This window comes from Corallococcus sp. NCSPR001 (genome assembly GCF_017309135.1).
In the GTDB taxonomy this organism is placed as follows: domain Bacteria; phylum Myxococcota; class Myxococcia; order Myxococcales; family Myxococcaceae; genus Corallococcus.
Map to the genome: position 1 here is coordinate 96,523 of NZ_JAFIMS010000001.1, position 17,183 is coordinate 113,705.

Genomic DNA, 17,183 nt, shown 5'->3' on the forward strand with positions numbered 1-17,183 from the left:
GGCGCGCGGTGGGCAGCCGGACACAGGCGCTCGGTGGTTCCCTGTGAACGGATGCGGTAGTGGGAGGGAACGATGACCCTTCCCACCGCCGCGACCCGCCGCTTCCAGTGGTTCAGCCAGGGCGTGCTCCTCTATAGCCTGGGCGTCATCCTCTGGGGCGCGTTCGTGCGCGCCACCGGCTCCGGCGCGGGCTGCGGTGACCACTGGCCCGTCTGCAACGGCGAGGTGCTGCCCCGCGCGCCCTCCCTCCAGACCCTCATCGAGTACACCCACCGTGTGACGAGCGGCCTGGCCACGCTGCTCGCCGTCGCCCTCTACGTCTGGGGCCGCCGCGAGTTCCCCAAGGGCCACCCGGGCCGCAAGGCGGCGTTCTGGGCGCTGGTGTTCATGCTCACCGAAGGCCTGGTGGGCGCGGGCATCGTGCTGCTCAAGTACGTGGCGCAGGACGCGCGCCTGGGCCGCGCGGTGTGGATGGGCGTGCACCTGACCAACACCTTCCTCCTGGTGGGCGCGCAGACGCTGGTGGTGTGGGCCTCCAAGGGCCGCGCGCGCATGGTGCTCCAGGGCCAGGGCGTGGTGGGCGCGCTCTTGGGCGGGAGCATCGTCGGCATGCTGGTGCTGGGCATCAGCGGCGCGGTGGCCGCGCTGGGCGACACGCTCTTCCCCGCCACCAGCCTCACGCACGGCTTCGAGCAGGACCTGTCCGAGACGGCGCACGTGCTGTTGCGCCTGCGCGTGTTCCACCCGGCCATCGCGGTGGCCATGGGCGCGCTGCTGGTGTTCGGCGGCCGTCAGGTGGCGCGGCTGCGGCCCTCGCCGGACGTGCGGCGCGCCTCGGCGTGGCTCACCGGCGTGTACGTCGCGCAGCTGTGCGCGGGCATCATCAACCTGGTGCTGCTGGCGCCCGTGACGATGCAGCTGGTGCACCTGCTGCTCGCGGACTGCGTGTGGATGTGCGTGGTGCGGCTGTGCGCGGCGGGGCTCGCGGAGGACGCACCGCGCCTGGAGCCCGCCGCCGAGCCGGCCTCCCACGTGGAGCCGGTGTAGCGCTCAGCCGCGCAGCCCGCGAGGCACCAGCACGCGCGCCACCGCCTCGAAGAGGCCGCTGACCGCGAGCGCGAGCACCGCCGCGGGCACCGCGCCTTCCAAGATGAGCCCCACGTCGTCCAGGCGGATGCCGGTGAGGATGGGCTGGCCGTAGCCGCCCGCGCCCACCAGCGCGCCCAGCGTGGCGGTGCCCACGTTGATGACCGCCGCCGTCTGGATACCCGCGAGGATGGAGGCCGCCGCCATGGGCAGCTCGATGCGCCAGAGCCTCGCGCCGGACGGCAGGCCCAGCGCCTCCGCGGACTCGCGCACCTCCCACGGGATGCCCTGGAGCCCCGCCGCCGTGTTCCGCACGATGGGCAGCAGGCTGTAGAGGAACAGCGCCGCGATGGCCGGCTTCGAGCCGATACCCAGCAGCGGAATCATGAACACCAGCAGCGCCAGCGACGGCACCGTCTGGATGACGCTGGAGAGGCCCAGCACGCCCTGCCCCAGGCGCGGACGTCGAGCGGCCACCACACCCAGCGGGATGGCGAGCGCGATGGCCGCCATCAGCGACAGCCCCACGAGGAACAGGTGCTCGCGCGTGCGCTGCCAGATGCGTGCCCCCCGCCCGTCCGTGCGCACCTCCGTCGTCAGGCCGAATGAAGCCTGGAGGAAGTCCGCCGCCACCTGGGCCTCCGGCACATGCTCCAGCCGCGCGCGGGCGTTGAGCTGGACCATCTTCGCCTCCGTCAGCGAGCCCTCCAGCCGGCGCAGCGCCTGGGCCACTTGGGGCGCACGGGTCTCCAGGTCCGCGCGGTAGAGGAGCACGGCGTCGTACGCGGGGAAGTGGTGCCGGTCGTCCTCCAGCACGCGCAAGCCGTAGGCGGCGATCTCCGCGTCCGTGGAGTACAGGTCCGTGAGCTGGATGGCCCCGCTCTCCATGCCCCGGTACGCCAGGTCGTGGTCCAGGCCGCGCACGTCGCGCTGGGGCAGGCCGTACGCGTCGCGCAGCGCGGGCCAGCCGTCGCCCCGCTGCATGAACTCGTTGCTGAAGCCCACGCGCAGCTCCGGGTGCGCCTTCAAGTCGGAGATGCGGCGGATGCCCAGCCGCTGGGCCTCCGCTTCCTTCATGCCCAGCGCGTAGGTGTTGTTGAAGCCCAGCGGCGCGCTCATCCGCAGGCCTTCGTCCGCGAGCGCCTTCCTCAGCGCGTCGTCGTCCGGCAGCGCGCGGCCCACGAGCAACTCCTGGCGCAGCGTGCCGGTGTACTCGGGATAGACATCCAGCTCGCCCCGGCGCAGCGCCTCCCACAGCACCGTGGTGCCGCCCAGCTCGCGCCGGTGCGACGCCCGCGCGCCCGCGTCCTTCGCCACCTGCGTCACCATCTCCCCGAGGATGACGGACTCGGTGAACTTCTTGGACCCCACGCGCACCTGGGGCCCGCTGCCTCCTTCGGTGCTCGTGCACGCGACAGCGAGCCACAGCAGCCACGCCAGCGACAGCGCGCGCATCATCCTGGCCTCCGCAGGGGCAACGGGCGCTGCGCCTGGATGAACCGCGTGACGAACGGATCCGCGGGCCGCGACTCCAGGTCGTCCAGCGTGCCCTGCTGCACCACCTGGCCCTCGCGCATCAGCACGATGCCGTCGCCCAGGAAGGCGGCCTCCGCCAGGTCGTGCGTGACGAGCACCACCGTCTTGCCCAGCCGCTCGAAGATGCCGCGCAGGTCCGTCTGGAGGTCATGGCGCACCAGCGGATCCAACGCGCCCAGGGGTTCATCCAGCAGCAGCACGTCCGGGTCCAGCATCAGCGCGCGCATCAGCGCCACGCGCTGCCGCTGGCCTCCGGAGAGTTCTCCCGGGAAGCGCTCCAGTGCATCCGCCGGGAAGCGCGTCAGGTCCATCAACTGTGCCAGCCGCTCGCGGATCCGCGCCTCCGGCCAGCGCAGGTGCCGCGCCATCAGCGTGACGTTCCGGGCGCCGGTGAGGTGCGGGAACAGGCCTCCGCCCTGGAGCGCGTAGCCCACGCGCTGGCGCACGGCGAGCAGCGCGTCCGCGTCCTCCGGCAGGGGCTGTCCGTCGAAGCGCACGCGGCCGGTGTCGGGCCGGAGCAGGCCGTTGAGCAGCCGCAGCAGCGTGGACTTCCCGCAGCCGCTGGGGCCGATGAGCACCGTGGTGGCGCCCTTGGGTAGATTCAAGTCCAGCGGGTGCAGGGCCTGCGCGGCACCGAAGCGCTTGGACACGCCTTCCAGGAGGAACACGAACGCCACGACCCTTCAGCGCGGAGCGAACACGCCATTGCAGGCGGTTGGAAAGAGGGAGGCCGTACTCGTCGGGAGACTGCACGCCGCGAACAGGCCCCAGCCCTGGTGGTCCACGCCGCCGGTCCAGACCTGGACGTCACCTCCACCCTCCGGGGCGGGCGCGGTGAAGCGGACGCAGCGCGTGGCCTGGCCCTCCACGTAGCAGTCGCGCACCTCCACCGGGCGGGCTCCCGGGAGCGCGTCGCGCAGCTCCTCCGAGCTCCGGTCGCGCCAGCGCTCCACCTGCCCCGAGCCCGGCGCCACCGGACGGAAGAGGCTCCAGGAGAAGGTGGACGCGGCGCAGCGGATCCTCCCCGCGCGCGTCGTCGAGTCCGCGACCTCACAGCCCTCCGGCACGAACAGCACCCGCCACGGCAGCCGGGGCGGTGTGACGAGCGCGGAAGGTGACAGCGTGTCGCCCTCCGGATTGCCCCGCGTGGCCAGGTACGCGAACAGCTCCAGGCACCGGCCCAGTCCCGCGCGGAGGTCGCCGCGCACCACGCAGCCCAGCTGCCGCACGTGGCCCGCGGAGGGTGTCACCGCCGTGACGTAGCCGCCCACCGTGCAGGTGTTCTCACCGGAGCACTGCTCGAAGCGCAGGGACGGGTGCGGCTGTCCGCCGAGCGGCAGCTCGCCCCGGGCTTCAGTGAGGCCCGGGCCCAGCCGGGCATGCACGCGGGTGCGGCCGGCGTCCACGGCCTGGGCCTCGCTCAATCCGGGCTGTTCGTGCAGCCACACGGAGAGCGTGCCGCAGCGGTACGTGCGGGACGTGGCGCTGTCCGGGACGGGGACACAGCCTTCGAAGAGGGGGCGCGCGTCGTCGACGAAGGGGCCCGCGGGCGTCACTCCCTCGGAGGGCACCGCGGAGGCCACTGGCGCGGTCGCGAGACACGCGCTCAGCAGCCCCCCGAATGTCACTCCCATCGCCGCGAGTGCCGTGCGCATCCGCGAGGGGATAGGCGCCGGACCCGGCCGAGTCAACCGGCCCGTCGGCCCGACGCCCACCGCGCTACACACGCGGGCACTACTTCTTCTTCATCTCCTTCTCGAGCTCCTTCGCCTGCGTCTCGTTGCCGCGGACGGTGCGCTCGGTGTCGCTCAGGAGCGCCAGGAAGCCGGCGTCGTTCTTGTACTCCTTGCGGCCCTCTTCGAGGATGTCCTTGCCCTTCTTCTGGTCCTCCGCGATGCGCGTCAGGAAGGCCTTGTCGAACTCAGGCCCCTGCTTCGCCTGGAGCTTGTTGTACTCCTCGTTCGACTTGTCGATGGCCTTGCCCAGCTTCTCGCCGGTGCCCTTCATCTTCTCCTGGTAGCCCTCCTGGACGCCGGAGCCGCCCACGCCCGTCTGGTCCTCGGAGGTGACGTTGCTGTCGCTGAGGGCACTGATCTGCATCTTCTTCTGCTCGGCCCAGGTGCGCAGCTGGCTCTGGCTGTTCTCGTGGTCCTCGCGCAGCTTGGTGGCGAACTCCTTCACCTGCGGATCCGTCGCCTGCTGCTCCGCGAGCCGCGCCAGCTTGATCTGCCGGTTGTTGAAGACGGCCAGCTTGCCCACGTACTGCACGCGCTTGGCGGCGGCCTCACCCACGGCCTTGCCCTGCTTCATCTCCTGCTTTTCCTGCTTGGACTGATCCTCGGCGTGGGCGGAGAAGCCCATCAGCCCCGTCACGACCGCCGCCGTCACCGCACGCGCCTTCCAGTTCATCTTGCTCATGGCTCCTGCCTCCCCCGCTTTGCCGCGGATGAATTCGACGGGAGCAAGGTGTGGACGCGGAAGCGGGGTGCCAGGGCCGCCTGGCCGAGCGCCCCACCCCGCGGGGCACGAGGCGCGCGGGATGAAGCCGTGTCACTCCACGGGCAACAGGCCGCGCGCCACGGCGCCGCGCCCCTGCGCCGTGGCCTGGGCCCAGCCGCGCAAGAGCGCCAGCACCTCCGAGGAGAAGCTGGGCGTGTCGACCAGCGTGACGGTGGTGGACGTCCCGCCCGTCTGCGCCTGCTCGAAGCGCGCGGTGAGCCAGCAGGCCCCGGCGCCCACGCCCTCGGGCACCGTGCGCGACACCTCCAGCTCCAGCAGCGCGGACGGGGACAGCCACCCTTCCGCCCAGCGCAGCCGCCGCTCCAGCAACGCGCTCAGGGATTCACTCGCGGCCGTGGCCTGGAGCGCCAGGGGCTCGCCGTCTCCGGACGAAGGGGAGGGCAGGTACACCTCGCGAAGGAAGGGCGGCTCGCGGGTCAGCGCGTGCGCCGTCGCACGCAGCCACAGGCGGCAGTCGCGCAGCACGTCCGCCGTGGCCGCCACGAAGGGGGGCAGCGGGTGGCGCGTCGGGGAGCGGCGGCCGCCCTTGCGGTCCGGCTCCACCTCCACGAAGGGGGACACGCGCGCGGGGCCCTCCACCGTGCCGTCCACCTCCAGCCCCAGCCGCTCCAGCCGCGAGCCCCGGCCCAGGCTCCGCCACAGGTCCACGAAGGCCGCCGCCAGCGGCGCCGCGTTCGCGACCGAGTACGGCCGCCACTCCACGCGCTGACACACCACGCGCGCCGAAGGCACCCGCGCCCCGGGAGGCCCCAGCCCCAGCGTCAGGTCCTCGCCGCCCACCGCCACGCGCGAGGCCAGCACGTGCCGCACGGGGCCTTCCAGGAGCCACACCCGCAGGGCGCCTCGCGGCACCGCGCCCTCCACGTAGCGCGCGCCCAGCAGCCACAGCTCGCCCTGGATGAGCACGTCCTCGCCCCGGGGGGCGTGCAGGTTCGGCCTCGAGTCCTGGCAGCCCAGCACCCAGGCCCCGCGGCCCTCCTGGACCCAGCGCACCCGAAGGCCCTCCGGCAACGCCTCCAAAGCGCGCCGCGTGGCCTCCGCCTCGCTCAACCCTTCCGCCATTGGGCCCCTCAAACCAAACAGCGCTACGGTATTCTTACGTAATAGCTGTGATTCGAGGCCCGTGTCAGCACGTTTTTCGTGGTTTCCCGAGTGGGTAAAGGGAAACCCGGTGGGTGTGGGTGGGGGTTGCGGCTGGGGGACTCAAGGGGTGGGAGGCCGGGCGCCGTAGGCACGCTCCAGGAGCGCGTCGCTGGAGAGGCCGGGACTGGCCTTGGCGGCTTCGACGTCCAGGCCCTCGCCGTGGCCCCGGCCCTGACCTTCGAAGAGGACCTGGGGGCCGTCGAAGGAGGCGCGCTGGGGGCAGGAGGGGAGCTTCAGGCCGGCGCGCAGGGTGTCGCACGGGAGGGAGCGCGCGTCCTCGTAGGGCGCGGCGGGGGTGCCTTCGGTGCGCAGGTAGCGCACGCGGCCGGATTCGAAGCGCAGGGAGACGAGGTTCCTGCCCAGCAGGGCCTCCACCTCCGAGCGGGAACGGGCTTCGCGCCACGGGGTGGCGCCGCCCTGCGAGAAGGTGAGCCAGGCGTCCCACTTCAGGGGCGGGAGTTGGAGGGCGCGGGTCTCTTCCGGGCGGATGCGCACGGTGCCGCGGAAGGCCTGGCAGTGGGTGGTGTCGCAGAGGGCGCGGCCGGGGTGGCGGGTGTCGGCGTGGCGCTCGTTGTGCGCGGCGACGCGGGCCAGGGCGACGCGGGCTTCGCCCTGGAGCGTGACGTCCTCGGCGGCGACGACGCCGGCGGTGTACTGCACGCGCGTGGTGCGGAAGACGAAGTCGGATCCGCGCCGGGCCTTGAGCGCGCTGGGCGTGGTGGGCACGCCGGGGGGCGGGCGGTACGGCGGAGGCGTCGACCAGGTGAAGACGCCCGCGTAATCGCGGCCACCGTCGGGGCCGTCCGGGAAGCGCACGCGCCACGGGCTGCCCAGGCAGACGGCGGGCCCTTTCGCGGTGAGCGCGTCCAGGCGCGAGAAGTCCGGTGGCGCGGCGCGAGGAACGCCATCGTCCAGGGAGAAGCCCGAGCCCGCGCAGCGGGCCTCCACGATCGAAGAGGGCAACAGGCCGAGCACCTGCACGCGCGCGGCGTCCAGTCCCGCCTGCCGGCGCACGCGGGAGAGGAGCGCGGGGAGCTCATCCACGAAGTGCCGGGGCATCTTGCCGGGCCGCACGATGACGGCGACGAGGTCCGCGTCCACGGCGGCGATCCATCCGAACTGGGGGCGGCTCGCGGCGTCGCGCACGGTGCCCGTCTTGGTGGCGACGCCCTTGAGGGCCTTGGACGTGGAGAGGCCGCTGAGCGTGCCTTCATCCACGTTGCCGGTGAGGAGCGCGAGCACGTCCGGCCGCGCCTCCGCGAGCAAGCGGTACGCCTGCGCCATGCCCCATGGAGACAGGCCATGCGCGGAGCGGAGCCCGATGGCCTCCGTCATGTCCGAGGGCAGACCGGTGAGGCCCACGGAGGACAGCACCGGGCCCCAGACACCGAAGGCCTTGGGAGCAAGGCCCGTGGCCTCCCAGTCCAGGAACCAGCCGTTGCACGAGCGCAGGAGCGCCATCCGTGCATCCACCTTCGGAGGCAGCCCCGCGCCGCAAGCCCACTCCTGCACGCCCCTGCGCGGCGCGAGCAGTGGAGGCGCGTTGGCTTCCGCAGCAGCACGTCCCGCACCTTCGGGCGTCCCCGCCGCGTACAGGAACGGCTTGAGCGCGGAGCCGTAGGGCACCGCGCGGCGCACGTCTCCCTCCGAGAACAGCACTTCTCCCGAGTGCCGGCTCACCACCACCGTGGCCGGCGCGGGCGCGAGCACCGCCACGTCCGCCAGCTCCTCCACCGTCAGGGGCGCTGCCCACCGCGCTCCGTCATGACACTGGCGCAGCCTGCGCGTCAGCGCGGCGGGAAACCCCGTGTGCTCTCCCAGGATGCGGGCCAGTCCCCGCCTCGCTCGCGACGTGTCCACCGCTGGCGCGCTCGCCACCTCCTTCGCCGCGCGCGACAGCGACAGGTACGGCCCGTCGCGCCACGCGGGCAGCTCTCCGCTCACCGTCAGCGCGAAGGCTTCGTGGAAGAGGCGGTCCTCGCTGGACGCGGGACAGGCCCACCACAGCAGTTGGTGCGCCAGCTCGTGCCGCAGCGCCGTGCGCGTCCTCGCGTCCAGCACGCCGGGCGTGTTCTGCCGCAGCTCCACCACGCCGGGCCGGCCCTGCGCGTTGCGCTCGGGAGTCAGCGACGTGCCCTTCTGGATCGTCACGGTGGCGGGGGCCCTCGTCGGAAGGCCTCCCGCCTGCGCCGCGTACTGAGTCTCCAGGGACGTCCAGGCGGCCTGGACCTCACGGCGCAGGTCCGCCTCCGGCGTCACATCGCCCCGCGTGACGAAGGTGGGCGAAGCCGACAACAGCACGGCGACGGCGACGGCCCACCCCATGGGCTACAGGTCACTCACGGACGTCTTCGAGGGCACCACCTTCAACACGTCCGCGGCCGTGCGGCCCCGGATGCGCGCCGAGTACATGTCCTCGATGGTCGCGGGCGGCGCCGCGAACGTGCCCGCGAACTGCGCGCGCATCACGTAGCCCACCGTGCGCGGGCTGTCGCTCCACCACGCCGGCTCCTCGAAGAAGAACGTCGCTTGGGACGGGTCCAACTGCCGGCGCTTGAGCGCCTCCGGAGCCAGCGGCAGCGAGTGCGGCGGACCGCGGAAGACCTTGTCCTCCTGGAGCGGAACGAAGCCCGCCGGCACCGCGTCCTCCACCACGTAGTACGCCGAGCGCGCCCGGTTCTCTCCGCGCGCGTCCAGCGTCAGCTCCACGTAGACCTCCTCGCCCTGGTTCACGGAAGCGCCCGACTCCAGCTTCACCTTCCCGCCCTCGCGCAGCACGTAGTACGCGCGCTCCACGGACATCCCGTTCACGCGCGGCTGCACGCTCTTGAGCGGCGTCATCGCGGCGGCGCGCAGCGTGGCCACGCCGTCGAAGCCGCCCACGTCCACCGTGCGCGTCCCCGCCGGCAGCGTGGCCACCAGGCCCATGCCGCGCGCCGAGAACTTCACCGGCGCCGAAGCGCCCTTCACCTCCGGCGGCGCCATGCCCTTGAACGCCTTCGCGTCGCGCTCCACCAGCCAGAGCGAGTGCAGCAGCGCCGTGCTCCGGTCGAAGGTGGACAGGCCCGGCTCGCTCAGCATCTCCAGGATGCGCTTGCGCGCGCGGGTGACGTCCAGCGACCCGAACGACGCCGCGTGCGCGGTGATGGCGGTGAGGCCCACGCGCCGCAGCGGGAAGCGGTAGAACGCCTCGGACGTCTCCGCCTCGCCCCGCAGCCCCGCGAGCTTCGCGAAGCCCTCGCCGCTCTCCTTCACCAGCCCCTGGATGCGCCCCTGGAGGCCCGGCTCCTTCATCACGCCCGCCTTCTCCGCGGCCAGCACCGCGAGCGCCAGCGGATACAAGTCCCCCGGCTTCGCGGCCTCCACCAGCGCGCGCACCCGCGCCGCCTGACGCGGCCCCTGAAGGCGCGCGAGCACGTAGGCGCGCGTCGCGTCGTACTCCGGCGACAGGCCCTCCTGCGCCTCCAGCCACTTCGCGCTCTCCTGGATGCGCGCGTCGTCGCGGTCCACCAGCCCCGCCTCGGACGCGTACGCCAGGCCGTCCAGCGCGATGAGCGTGAGCGGCAGGCTGGGCTCGCTGTAGCCGCCGAACCAGGTGAAGCCGCCGCCCTTTACCGCGAGCCCCAGGATGCGGGCCGTGCCCTGCACGGAGCGGCTGCGCGCCTCCGCCAAGAGCGCCTGCGAGTCCGGATCCAGCTTGTCCAGCGCCCCCGCCTTCTGGAGCACCTGGTACACCGCCACGTTGGGCACCGTCGTGGAGACGAGCTGCTCCAGGCACCCGTACGGATACGTGAGCAGCTCGCGCACGTTGGTGAGCGCCGCGTCCACCGTGGACGGCTGGAGCACCAGCTCCACGCGCGTCAACGCGGACGCCTCAGGGGCCTCCAGCGACAGCGCGCCGCCGCCCCACGCGCTCACCTGCACCGCGTCCTCCACCGCGGCCGGCGCCACGTCGAAGCGCTTCAGGTCGCGCAAGGGGTCCTTGCCGCCCACCACGTCCACCGCGAGCTCCGCCGGGCCCGTCTTGCCCGCGCGCAGCGTCACCGGCACCACCTGCTCGCCGCCCTCGCCCAGCTCCACCTTGCGCTGGAGCGCCTCCGCCTGGAGCGCGCCGCCCGGCTGCAACCGCACGTCCAGCACCTGGCTGCCCTTGGACTTCGTGCCCGCGGCCAGCCGCACGGACGCGAGCGCCTCGTCGCCCTCGCGCAGGAACTGCGGCAGCGCCGCGTAGACGTTCAGTCCACCGCGCGTGGCGAACTCCGCCGTGCCCTCACCGAAGCGGCCGGACGTGTCCGCCGCCACCGCCGTCACCACCCACAGCGTCTGGTTGGAGGGCAGCTTGAAGCGCACCGTCGCGCGCCCATCCCGGTCCGTCACCACGGCAGGGTCCCAGTGCGCGGTGTCCTTCTCCAGGTCCTTCGCGCTGCGGGTGGGCGGCTTGATGGACGCGAACGCGTGGTCGGGAAGGCCCGCCATCTTGCGCGCCAACTGCTCGCCGTAGCCGTAGCCCTGGAACTCCGCCGAGTAGAAGTTCGTCACGTTGTCGCGCGCCGGCGGATAGAAGAAGTCCAGCACGCCGGGGCGGAACTCGGACTGGATGGCGTAGACGGCCTTGTCCACCACGCCCACGGACAGCTGCGCGGACACGCCGTTGCCGTCGCTGTCGGTGACGCGCACGTCGATGGCCTGCTCCGTGAGCGGCATCGCCTCCGCGCGGCGCGGCTGCAGCGCCACCGTGAGCGTGCGCTCCTTGGGCACCACGCGGAACGCCACCGTGCGCTCCTCCCAGCGGCCCGTCGCCGTGGGGTACGCCACGGACGCGTACACCGCGCTGCCGAAGCGCTTCTCCACCGGGAACGAATGCACCAGCGTGCGGCCCTTGAGCTGCACCACCGAGGTGCCGTACAGGTTCGCGCCCGTCAGCGTCACCCACACGGGCCCCGCGTCCTTGCCGCCCTGGCCCCAGGCGTCCGGCATCAGCGCCACCAGCTTCGCGCTGTCCCCCGGCTCCAGCGTGCCGGACAGCGACGCGAGCGTGAGGTTGGGCACCTGCGCCACGGGCTCGTCCGCGCCGCCGATGACGAGCAGCGACTCCTCGCCCGTCCACGCCTCGCCCTTCTTGTCCTTCACCGTCACGCTCGCGACCACCCGGCCCACGTCCGTGGTGGGCACCTTCAGGCGGGACGTGCCGTCCTGCTGCGTGGTGAAGGGCTGCTTGCCCAGGTCCTTCTCGCTGCCGTCCGCGCGGACCAGCGTGAAGTCCACCTCGCCCGTGGTGACGCCGTAGGGCTTGCCGGACAGCGTGGTGGCGCGCACGGACAGCTGCGCGTCCGAGCCCTTCTGCACCACCGCGTCCGAGAACCGCGCCACGCCCAGCACCTCCACCTTCGACAGGAAGAAGGCGGCGGTGCCGGTGGCGAACGTCTCCTGATCATCCCGCGCGCGCACGGTGAGGCTGTAGCGGTACGGCAGCCGGTCCTCGCCCGCGCCGAGCGGGGGAACCGCGACCTCCACCTGGGCCTCGCCCTCCGCGTTGAACTCGCTGGCGGAGGACCACGGGTCGTCCGTGGCCTGGCGCTCCGCGACGGACGAGTACAGCCGCTCCGGCACGCTCAGCTTGCCCTCGCTGCTGGAGGCGGTGCCGTACGTCACCGCGCTGCCCTGGCCGCCGCGGCCGGAGTCGTCCACCCACGCGGGCGCGTCCAGCAGGCTGCGGTAGAGGAACACCTCGTACTTCGCGCCCTTGGGCACGCCGCCCGCGTAGCGGCGCGCGCGCACCGTCATGCTCACCGTCTGGCCGGGCACCACCGTCTCCGACGCGGGCTGCACCTCCAGGTAGAACGTGGGCTTCACGTAGTCCTGCACGCGCGCCTCGCCCTGGTGGGGGTGCTCGTCCAGGTCCGCCTCGATGCGCAGCACGCCCGTGCCCAGGTCGTCCGGCACCTTCAGCGTGCCGTTGAACGCGCCGAACTCGTCCACCGCCGCGCGGGTGACGATTTCACGGCCCTCCTGCGACACCAGCTTCACGCGCACGTCGCGCTTCTTCGGCGTGAAGAGCCGCGCGAGGAACGTGTCCGGCTGGCGCACGAGCCCGCGGAACTTCACCTCGTTGCCCGGCTTGTAGATGGGCCGGTCGCTGTAGATGAACACGTCCGGCGCCACCGCCAGCGCGGAGTAGAAGTCCGTGTCCACGATGGCCGTGTCCTTGCCAGCCGTCACCGTCGCGATGATGCGCGGCTCCGTCACCGCCAGCGTCACCTCGCCCTTGTCGTCCGTGGTGCCCGTGGGGCCCTTGCCCGTGGGCAGGTACACCTGCACCTGTGCCCCCGCGCGCGGCTGCTGGTCGCGCCCCGCCACGCGCACCAGCACCTGGCCGTCCGTCTGCTTGAGCTGCACGGTGACGTCGCTGACGACGAGCACCACCTGCCCCTCCACCCGGCCCTGCACCAGTTGGAGCACGTAGGTACCCGCGGGCAGCGGCGCGAGCAGCACGCGGCGCTCCTGGAAGCCGCTGCCGCTGTCGCCCGTGTCGAAGCCCGGCACGTTGAAGTCCCGGTTCGCGCCGCCCAGGTCCAGGTTGAGCCACTGGCTGCGCACCACGGTGAAGCCCGGCGGCGTGCCCACCAGCTTCTCCGGCCCCTCCGACACCTTCGCCAGCGGCTCGCTGGACGAGGACTCCCCCGGCGGCGGAGGCAGCGACGTGCCCACCTCCTGACGGAAGTCGGGCGACAGCGCCTCCATCAGCACGATGCCCGGCGAGCGCACCGCGTTGAGGCCACGGCTCAGGCCGCGGCCCGGGTTGAGCAACGTGGGCGGCGTCTCGTACGCGCGCCGCAGGTCCCCCTGCGCGCGGATGAACGCGTCCAGGTTCGCGGGCTGGAGCACGCGCAGTTCGACGGGGCCCTTGTCCTCGAAGGCGACATCCACGGCCACCGGCTCGCTGCTGCCGTAGGAGCGGGGGACGGTGATGTAGAGCGGCTTGGCCAGCGCCACGCCGGACAGCAGGAGCGCGGCCAGGGCCGCGAAACGAACGGAGGTCTTCATGTCCCAAATCCTTCCGACGCCATGACGTAGCCCTGCGCGTTGCCACGGAAGCCCAGGTACGGCAGGGCCTCCAGGTCGCGGCGGGCCGCTTCGATTTCAGGGGGCAGCGCCTTGGGCAGAGGCGACGAGCGGTCCACGCGCGCCTCGGACGTGTAGCCGTCCATGGCGAGCCCGCTGAGCAGCCGCCCCAGGTTGACGCCCAGCATCACCGTGGAGGGCGCGCGCAGCCCCGCGACCACCGGGCCCGCGGCGTTGAGCATGTTGGGCGCGCGGCCTTCGCACGCCTTCTGGAGCCGCTCCACCACCTGCTGGCTCGTGGCCAGCACCACGTGCTTGCACAGCGGGGTGCTCACCAGCGTCCGCGCGCCGCCGGAGAACAGCCCGGACAGCCCCTCCGCGTCCTTCTCATCGCCCCACAGCAGGGCCAGCTCCGGCTCCATGGACGTGCTGCCGCGCGGCGTCCACGCCAGGGCCACCTGGCGCTCGCGCATCGGGGCTCGGCTCTCGCCCTTCCAGAAGGCCTTGAGCTGCGCGGGCTCCAGCGACTCCGGCAGCGTGAGCCGGAACGCGAACAGCACCGGCGTGTCCTCGGGCACCAGCTTGAGCAGGTCGTCGGAGAGGGGCTTGCCGGTGGACACCGACGTCCCGCTGACCTTCCCGGCGATGCCCTTGGCCACCAGCCGGTCGCCCTCCACGCCCAGTTGGAGCCGCGTGTCCTCGCCCAGGCCCAGCACGTGGGTGAAGAGCTGCGCCTCGCGGCCGTAGGCGTTCGCGTCGAAGCCCACCTCCACGTCCACGCCGCTGTCCCCCTCCAGCTCCGGCAGCGCCGTGCACAGCGCCTGGAGCACCACCACCGGGTGGCGCGACAGCACCAGCCGGTCCTCCGAGCGCGCGGCCCACACCGTCTGCTCGGCGACGAGCCAGCGCGACAGGTGGAAGCCGCCGTCGGGCGCCTTCTCCATGCCGGAGGGGCAGCTGTCCGCGACCATCTCCCCGCGCTTCGCCACTGCGTCCAGCGAGTCCCACGCCGCCCGCGCGGTCTTGTTCGCCTTGGGGACGAGGATGGCGGGCGTGCCCACGCGCGCGTCGCCACTGAACCACACCGTGCGGAACGGCGTGTCGAGCACCTGCCCGACGATGACGTCCAGCACCGCGCCCTTGAAGGACGCCTTGAGGTCGGTGCCGGTGGAGCCCAGGAACGCGGCCCAGCCGCTCGCGAAGCCCTGGCCCAGCGGCTTCTCCCACTGCGACTTCAGCCACGCGTTGCGCGCCAGCGCGTCACGCACCTTCGCGGGCGAGTGCACGTCCACCCAGATGGCGGGCAGCGCCGCGGCGCCGGGCACCTCCATCTTCGTGGGCTCGGAGGACACCTCCGGCATGCCCTCCACGGTGGCGCCCGCGGTCGGCGGGCCCTTGGGCCCACCCGAGGAGAAGGCGGGGCCGGAGCCGCCGCCGCCGCTGCTCTTGCGGCCGATGACGAAGGCCCCCACGCCCACACCCACGACGATGGCGCCGATGAGCGCGATGCGCACGGCGGACGAGGGGCCCTTGCCTCCGCCTCCAGCGGGGGGCGGCGGGCTCACGGGAGACGTCATGACATCCACTCCTTGAAGCGGAAGAAGCCGAGGAAGGAAGCGTTGGCCGGCACGGGGCGCCACTCCAGCGGCGCCTCGGTGGCGAGAGCGTCCAGGACGCCGGTGCGCACGCGCGCTCCAGCCTCACCGGGGTGGTAGACGACGCGCGCGGGTGCGTGGGCCCGGTCCTCCGGGCGCACCACGAGCATCAGGTGGAAGACGGGGCCTGCGTCGTGCTCCTGGCGGAAGGCCACCACGTCTCCGGTGCGGAGCTGCTCGCGCGCGTCCTCGCCCCGGCCCAGCGGAGCGAAGTTGCGGCTGATCAACGTCTCCGCGTCCGCGAAGTCGGAGGGACCGCCGCGCGTGTCCCGCCACAGCGGAGAGGCGAGGCGCTCGGAGGCCACGCGCCGGTACGCCGTGCGGTACGCGTAGCGGATGAGGCCCGCGCAGTCGCGCTGCGCCGGCTGCCACGCGGCGTCGAAAGCCTTCACCTGCGCGAGCGCCACCTGCGCGACCTCCCGTCGCAGCAGCCGCGCGCGCGTCTCCGGAGCCACCGGCTCCGCCGCGATGGACGCGCCTTCACGCGCGGGGGCCGTCCCGGACGGGAGCGGGGCGGCGTTCAACAACACCGTGAGCATCAGGACGCGCATGGCGGGGCCGAGCCGGGAGCGCCGGCCGCGTCAGTAATCGCCTTCCCCTTCGCCGCCGCCGTCACCGCTCTTCTGGAGCTCCTTGACCGCCTCCTCCAGGTTCGTGGGCCAGCCGTTCCCCTTGGGCTTCGGATCCGCGGACGGCACGTACACCTCCGCCTGCCCGTCCCCCAGGATGTTCACCCACGCGAGCACGCGCGTCGTGCCCGGCGTCGCCAGCGGGATGCGCACGCGGCGGCGGACCTCGCCCGGCGTGCCTTCGAAGAGCGCCAGGTTGAGCGTGGCCACCGTGTGCGCCTTGTCGCCGCTGGGCCAGTAGTTCGTCGCCACCAGGTACACGCCCGTGGGCGGCGCGCGGTGGATGTAGAGGTACGGGCCGTAGGCCGGCTGGTCGAAGTCGCCGCCCTGCTCGTTGAGGAAGAACGTGCCGCCGGACGGGCTCTGCGTGTTCGCCCAGTACACGTGCGCCATGGACGACACGTCCAGCGTCTCACCCGCGCTGCTCGCGTCCGTGGGCTCGTAGATGTGCAGGTCCGTGTAGACGCCGTCCGTGTCGCTCGTGAGGATGGCCTTGAGCGGCACCGGGGGCACCTGCGCGTAGCTCGTCGCCTGCGCGCGCGCCGTGCCCCCCTTGTTGGTGGCCATCACCGTCACGATGTTCTTCCCGCTGGCCGCGGGGAACTTGCGGCTGAAGCGCCCCCCTTGCGTGCGCATCAGGTAGCGGTCGCCGTTGATGGACACGACCACCGGATCCACCGAGGCGTCGCTCACCGTGCCCTCGATTTGCAGCATCCGGTCCACCGTCCACCCGCCGGACGGCGCGCTCAACACCACCTTGGGAACCGTGGTGCCCCGGCCAATGGGCACGCCCTGCTGGCGGGCGGAGACCGGCGGCGCCGTCTGGCTGAGCAGCCCGGCGAGAAGGACGGAGAGCATGTGGAGCCTGCGAGCCTGGAGGTGGGGTGCGCGAACCGCGTGTCCGCGAGGAGACACAGCGTGCGGCAAGCCCCCACCCCTTTTCAAGCCACCCGGCCCCCGCTGGCGCCATGGCCCGGGAAGCCCCCCCGCCGCGACGTTGGACGTCGCGGCCTTCGCCTCCCCTCCTCGCGCGTCCGTCCGCCCGCCTTTCGGGCCCGGGCACCCACGGTCACGCGTCAGAAGGGCCCCGCCTGCGGCACCCGACTTAAGCCGGGCGCTCCCAACCGTGGCGGTTCACGAAGTCCGACACCATGGCCGCCGTCGTGTCGCGGATCTTCTCCACGTCCGCCGCGGACTTGCCCACCGTGTCCTCCATGGGCCAGTCCTCGCGCTTCTGGTCCGCCACCGACGGCGCGTCCGGCAGCCCGCCCAGCGTCACCAGGATCTGCGCGCTCTTGGCCAGCTCCGGCGTCAGGCGCTGCGGCTTCGCGTCGCCCAGGTCCACGCCCATCTCCTTCATGGTGGCGAGCACCTCGGGATGCAGACGCTCGGCCGGCTGCGTTCCCGCGGAAATCGCGCGCGCCTTCGCCGGGTCCGCCAGCAGGTTGAAGAAGGCCGCCGCGATCTGCGAGCGACCCGCGTTGTGCGTACAAGCGAAGATGACCGTGTTCATCGCACCGCCTTTGGAGTGTTGAGAATCATGATGTTCCTG

The 17,183-nt window shown here is 72.8% G+C and carries 12 protein-coding genes; 1 reads left to right on the forward strand and 11 read right to left on the reverse strand.

What is annotated here, in order from left to right:
• Window positions 1-72: 72 nt before the first annotated feature.
• Window positions 73-1,047 carry a COX15/CtaA family protein gene (locus tag JYJ93_RS00440; protein ID WP_206785736.1) on the forward strand — a complete coding sequence of 325 codons (975 nt, stop codon included), beginning with the start codon at window positions 73-75 and terminating at the stop codon, window positions 1,045-1,047.
• Between the two features lie 3 nt (window positions 1,048-1,050).
• Here the strand turns inward: JYJ93_RS00440 and JYJ93_RS00445 are convergent, their stop codons facing one another.
• The 11 genes from JYJ93_RS00445 to JYJ93_RS00495 all read right to left on the reverse strand — a co-directional run bounded on the left by JYJ93_RS00445 (window position 1,051) and on the right by JYJ93_RS00495 (window position 17,144).
• Window positions 1,051-2,541 (reverse strand): glycine betaine ABC transporter substrate-binding protein, encoded by a 1,491-nt coding sequence (locus JYJ93_RS00445; protein ID WP_206786087.1) that lies wholly within the window; start codon window positions 2,539-2,541, stop codon window positions 1,051-1,053.
• Window positions 2,541-3,290, reverse strand: coding sequence for an ATP-binding cassette domain-containing protein (locus JYJ93_RS00450; RefSeq protein ID WP_206786088.1), 750 nt, complete (start codon window positions 3,288-3,290; stop codon window positions 2,541-2,543). Before JYJ93_RS00450 ends, JYJ93_RS00445 begins: the two co-directional genes overlap by 1 nt.
• Before the next feature lie 15 nt (window positions 3,291-3,305).
• Window positions 3,306-4,277 (reverse strand): hypothetical protein, encoded by a 972-nt coding sequence (locus tag JYJ93_RS00455; RefSeq protein ID WP_206785737.1) that lies wholly within the window; start codon window positions 4,275-4,277, stop codon window positions 3,306-3,308.
• 79 nt (window positions 4,278-4,356) lie between these two features.
• On the reverse strand, window positions 4,357-5,040 hold the full coding sequence (locus JYJ93_RS00460) for a DUF4142 domain-containing protein (RefSeq protein WP_206785738.1): 684 nt from the start codon (window positions 5,038-5,040) through the stop codon (window positions 4,357-4,359).
• Between the two features lie 132 nt (window positions 5,041-5,172).
• A complete protein-coding gene (locus JYJ93_RS00465) occupies window positions 5,173-6,204 on the reverse strand; it encodes a hypothetical protein (protein WP_206785739.1) in 1,032 nt (343 codons plus the stop codon).
• Between the two features lie 141 nt (window positions 6,205-6,345).
• Window positions 6,346-8,610 carry a hypothetical protein gene (locus JYJ93_RS00470; protein ID WP_206785741.1) on the reverse strand — a complete coding sequence of 755 codons (2,265 nt, stop codon included), beginning with the start codon at window positions 8,608-8,610 and terminating at the stop codon, window positions 6,346-6,348.
• 3 nt (window positions 8,611-8,613) lie between these two features.
• On the reverse strand, window positions 8,614-13,329 hold the full coding sequence (locus tag JYJ93_RS00475; protein WP_206785743.1) for an MG2 domain-containing protein: 4,716 nt from the start codon (window positions 13,327-13,329) through the stop codon (window positions 8,614-8,616).
• Entirely contained in the window at window positions 13,326-14,924 is a 1,599-nt protein-coding gene (locus tag JYJ93_RS00480) for a hypothetical protein (protein WP_206785744.1), read from the reverse strand. The genes JYJ93_RS00475 and JYJ93_RS00480 overlap by 4 nt, the downstream gene beginning before the upstream one ends.
• Window positions 14,921-15,553, reverse strand: coding sequence for a DUF1175 family protein (locus tag JYJ93_RS00485; protein ID WP_206785745.1), 633 nt, complete (start codon window positions 15,551-15,553; stop codon window positions 14,921-14,923). The genes JYJ93_RS00480 and JYJ93_RS00485 overlap by 4 nt, the downstream gene beginning before the upstream one ends.
• Window positions 15,554-15,583: 30 nt before the next feature.
• On the reverse strand, window positions 15,584-16,489 hold the full coding sequence (locus JYJ93_RS00490; RefSeq protein ID WP_206785746.1) for a DUF2135 domain-containing protein: 906 nt from the start codon (window positions 16,487-16,489) through the stop codon (window positions 15,584-15,586).
• A 247-nt stretch (window positions 16,490-16,736) separates the two neighbouring features.
• Window positions 16,737-17,144, reverse strand: a complete 408-nt coding sequence (locus tag JYJ93_RS00495; RefSeq protein WP_206785747.1) for an arsenate reductase ArsC — start codon at window positions 17,142-17,144, stop codon at window positions 16,737-16,739.
• Between the last annotated feature and the right edge of the window lie 39 nt (window positions 17,145-17,183).

Excerpts from the sequence above, each read along its gene's own strand:
- JYJ93_RS00440 (WP_206785736.1), top strand. The coding sequence starts at position 73 with ATGACCCTTCCCACCGCCGCGACCCGCCGCTTCCAGTGGTTCAGCCAG.
- JYJ93_RS00445 (WP_206786087.1), bottom strand. The coding sequence starts at position 2,541 with ATGCGCGCGCTGTCGCTGGCGTGGCTGCTGTGGCTCGCTGTCGCGTGC.
- JYJ93_RS00455 (WP_206785737.1), bottom strand. The coding sequence starts at position 4,277 with ATGCGCACGGCACTCGCGGCGATGGGAGTGACATTCGGGGGGCTGCTG.
- JYJ93_RS00460 (WP_206785738.1), bottom strand. The coding sequence starts at position 5,040 with ATGAGCAAGATGAACTGGAAGGCGCGTGCGGTGACGGCGGCGGTCGTG.
- JYJ93_RS00465 (WP_206785739.1), bottom strand. The coding sequence starts at position 6,204 with ATGGCGGAAGGGTTGAGCGAGGCGGAGGCCACGCGGCGCGCTTTGGAG.
- JYJ93_RS00470 (WP_206785741.1), bottom strand. The coding sequence starts at position 8,610 with ATGGGGTGGGCCGTCGCCGTCGCCGTGCTGTTGTCGGCTTCGCCCACC.
- JYJ93_RS00475 (WP_206785743.1), bottom strand. The coding sequence starts at position 13,329 with ATGAAGACCTCCGTTCGTTTCGCGGCCCTGGCCGCGCTCCTGCTGTCC.
- JYJ93_RS00480 (WP_206785744.1), bottom strand. The coding sequence starts at position 14,924 with ATGACGTCTCCCGTGAGCCCGCCGCCCCCCGCTGGAGGCGGAGGCAAG.
- JYJ93_RS00485 (WP_206785745.1), bottom strand. The coding sequence starts at position 15,553 with ATGCGCGTCCTGATGCTCACGGTGTTGTTGAACGCCGCCCCGCTCCCG.
- JYJ93_RS00490 (WP_206785746.1), bottom strand. The coding sequence starts at position 16,489 with ATGCTCTCCGTCCTTCTCGCCGGGCTGCTCAGCCAGACGGCGCCGCCG.
- JYJ93_RS00495 (WP_206785747.1), bottom strand. The coding sequence starts at position 17,144 with ATGAACACGGTCATCTTCGCTTGTACGCACAACGCGGGTCGCTCGCAG.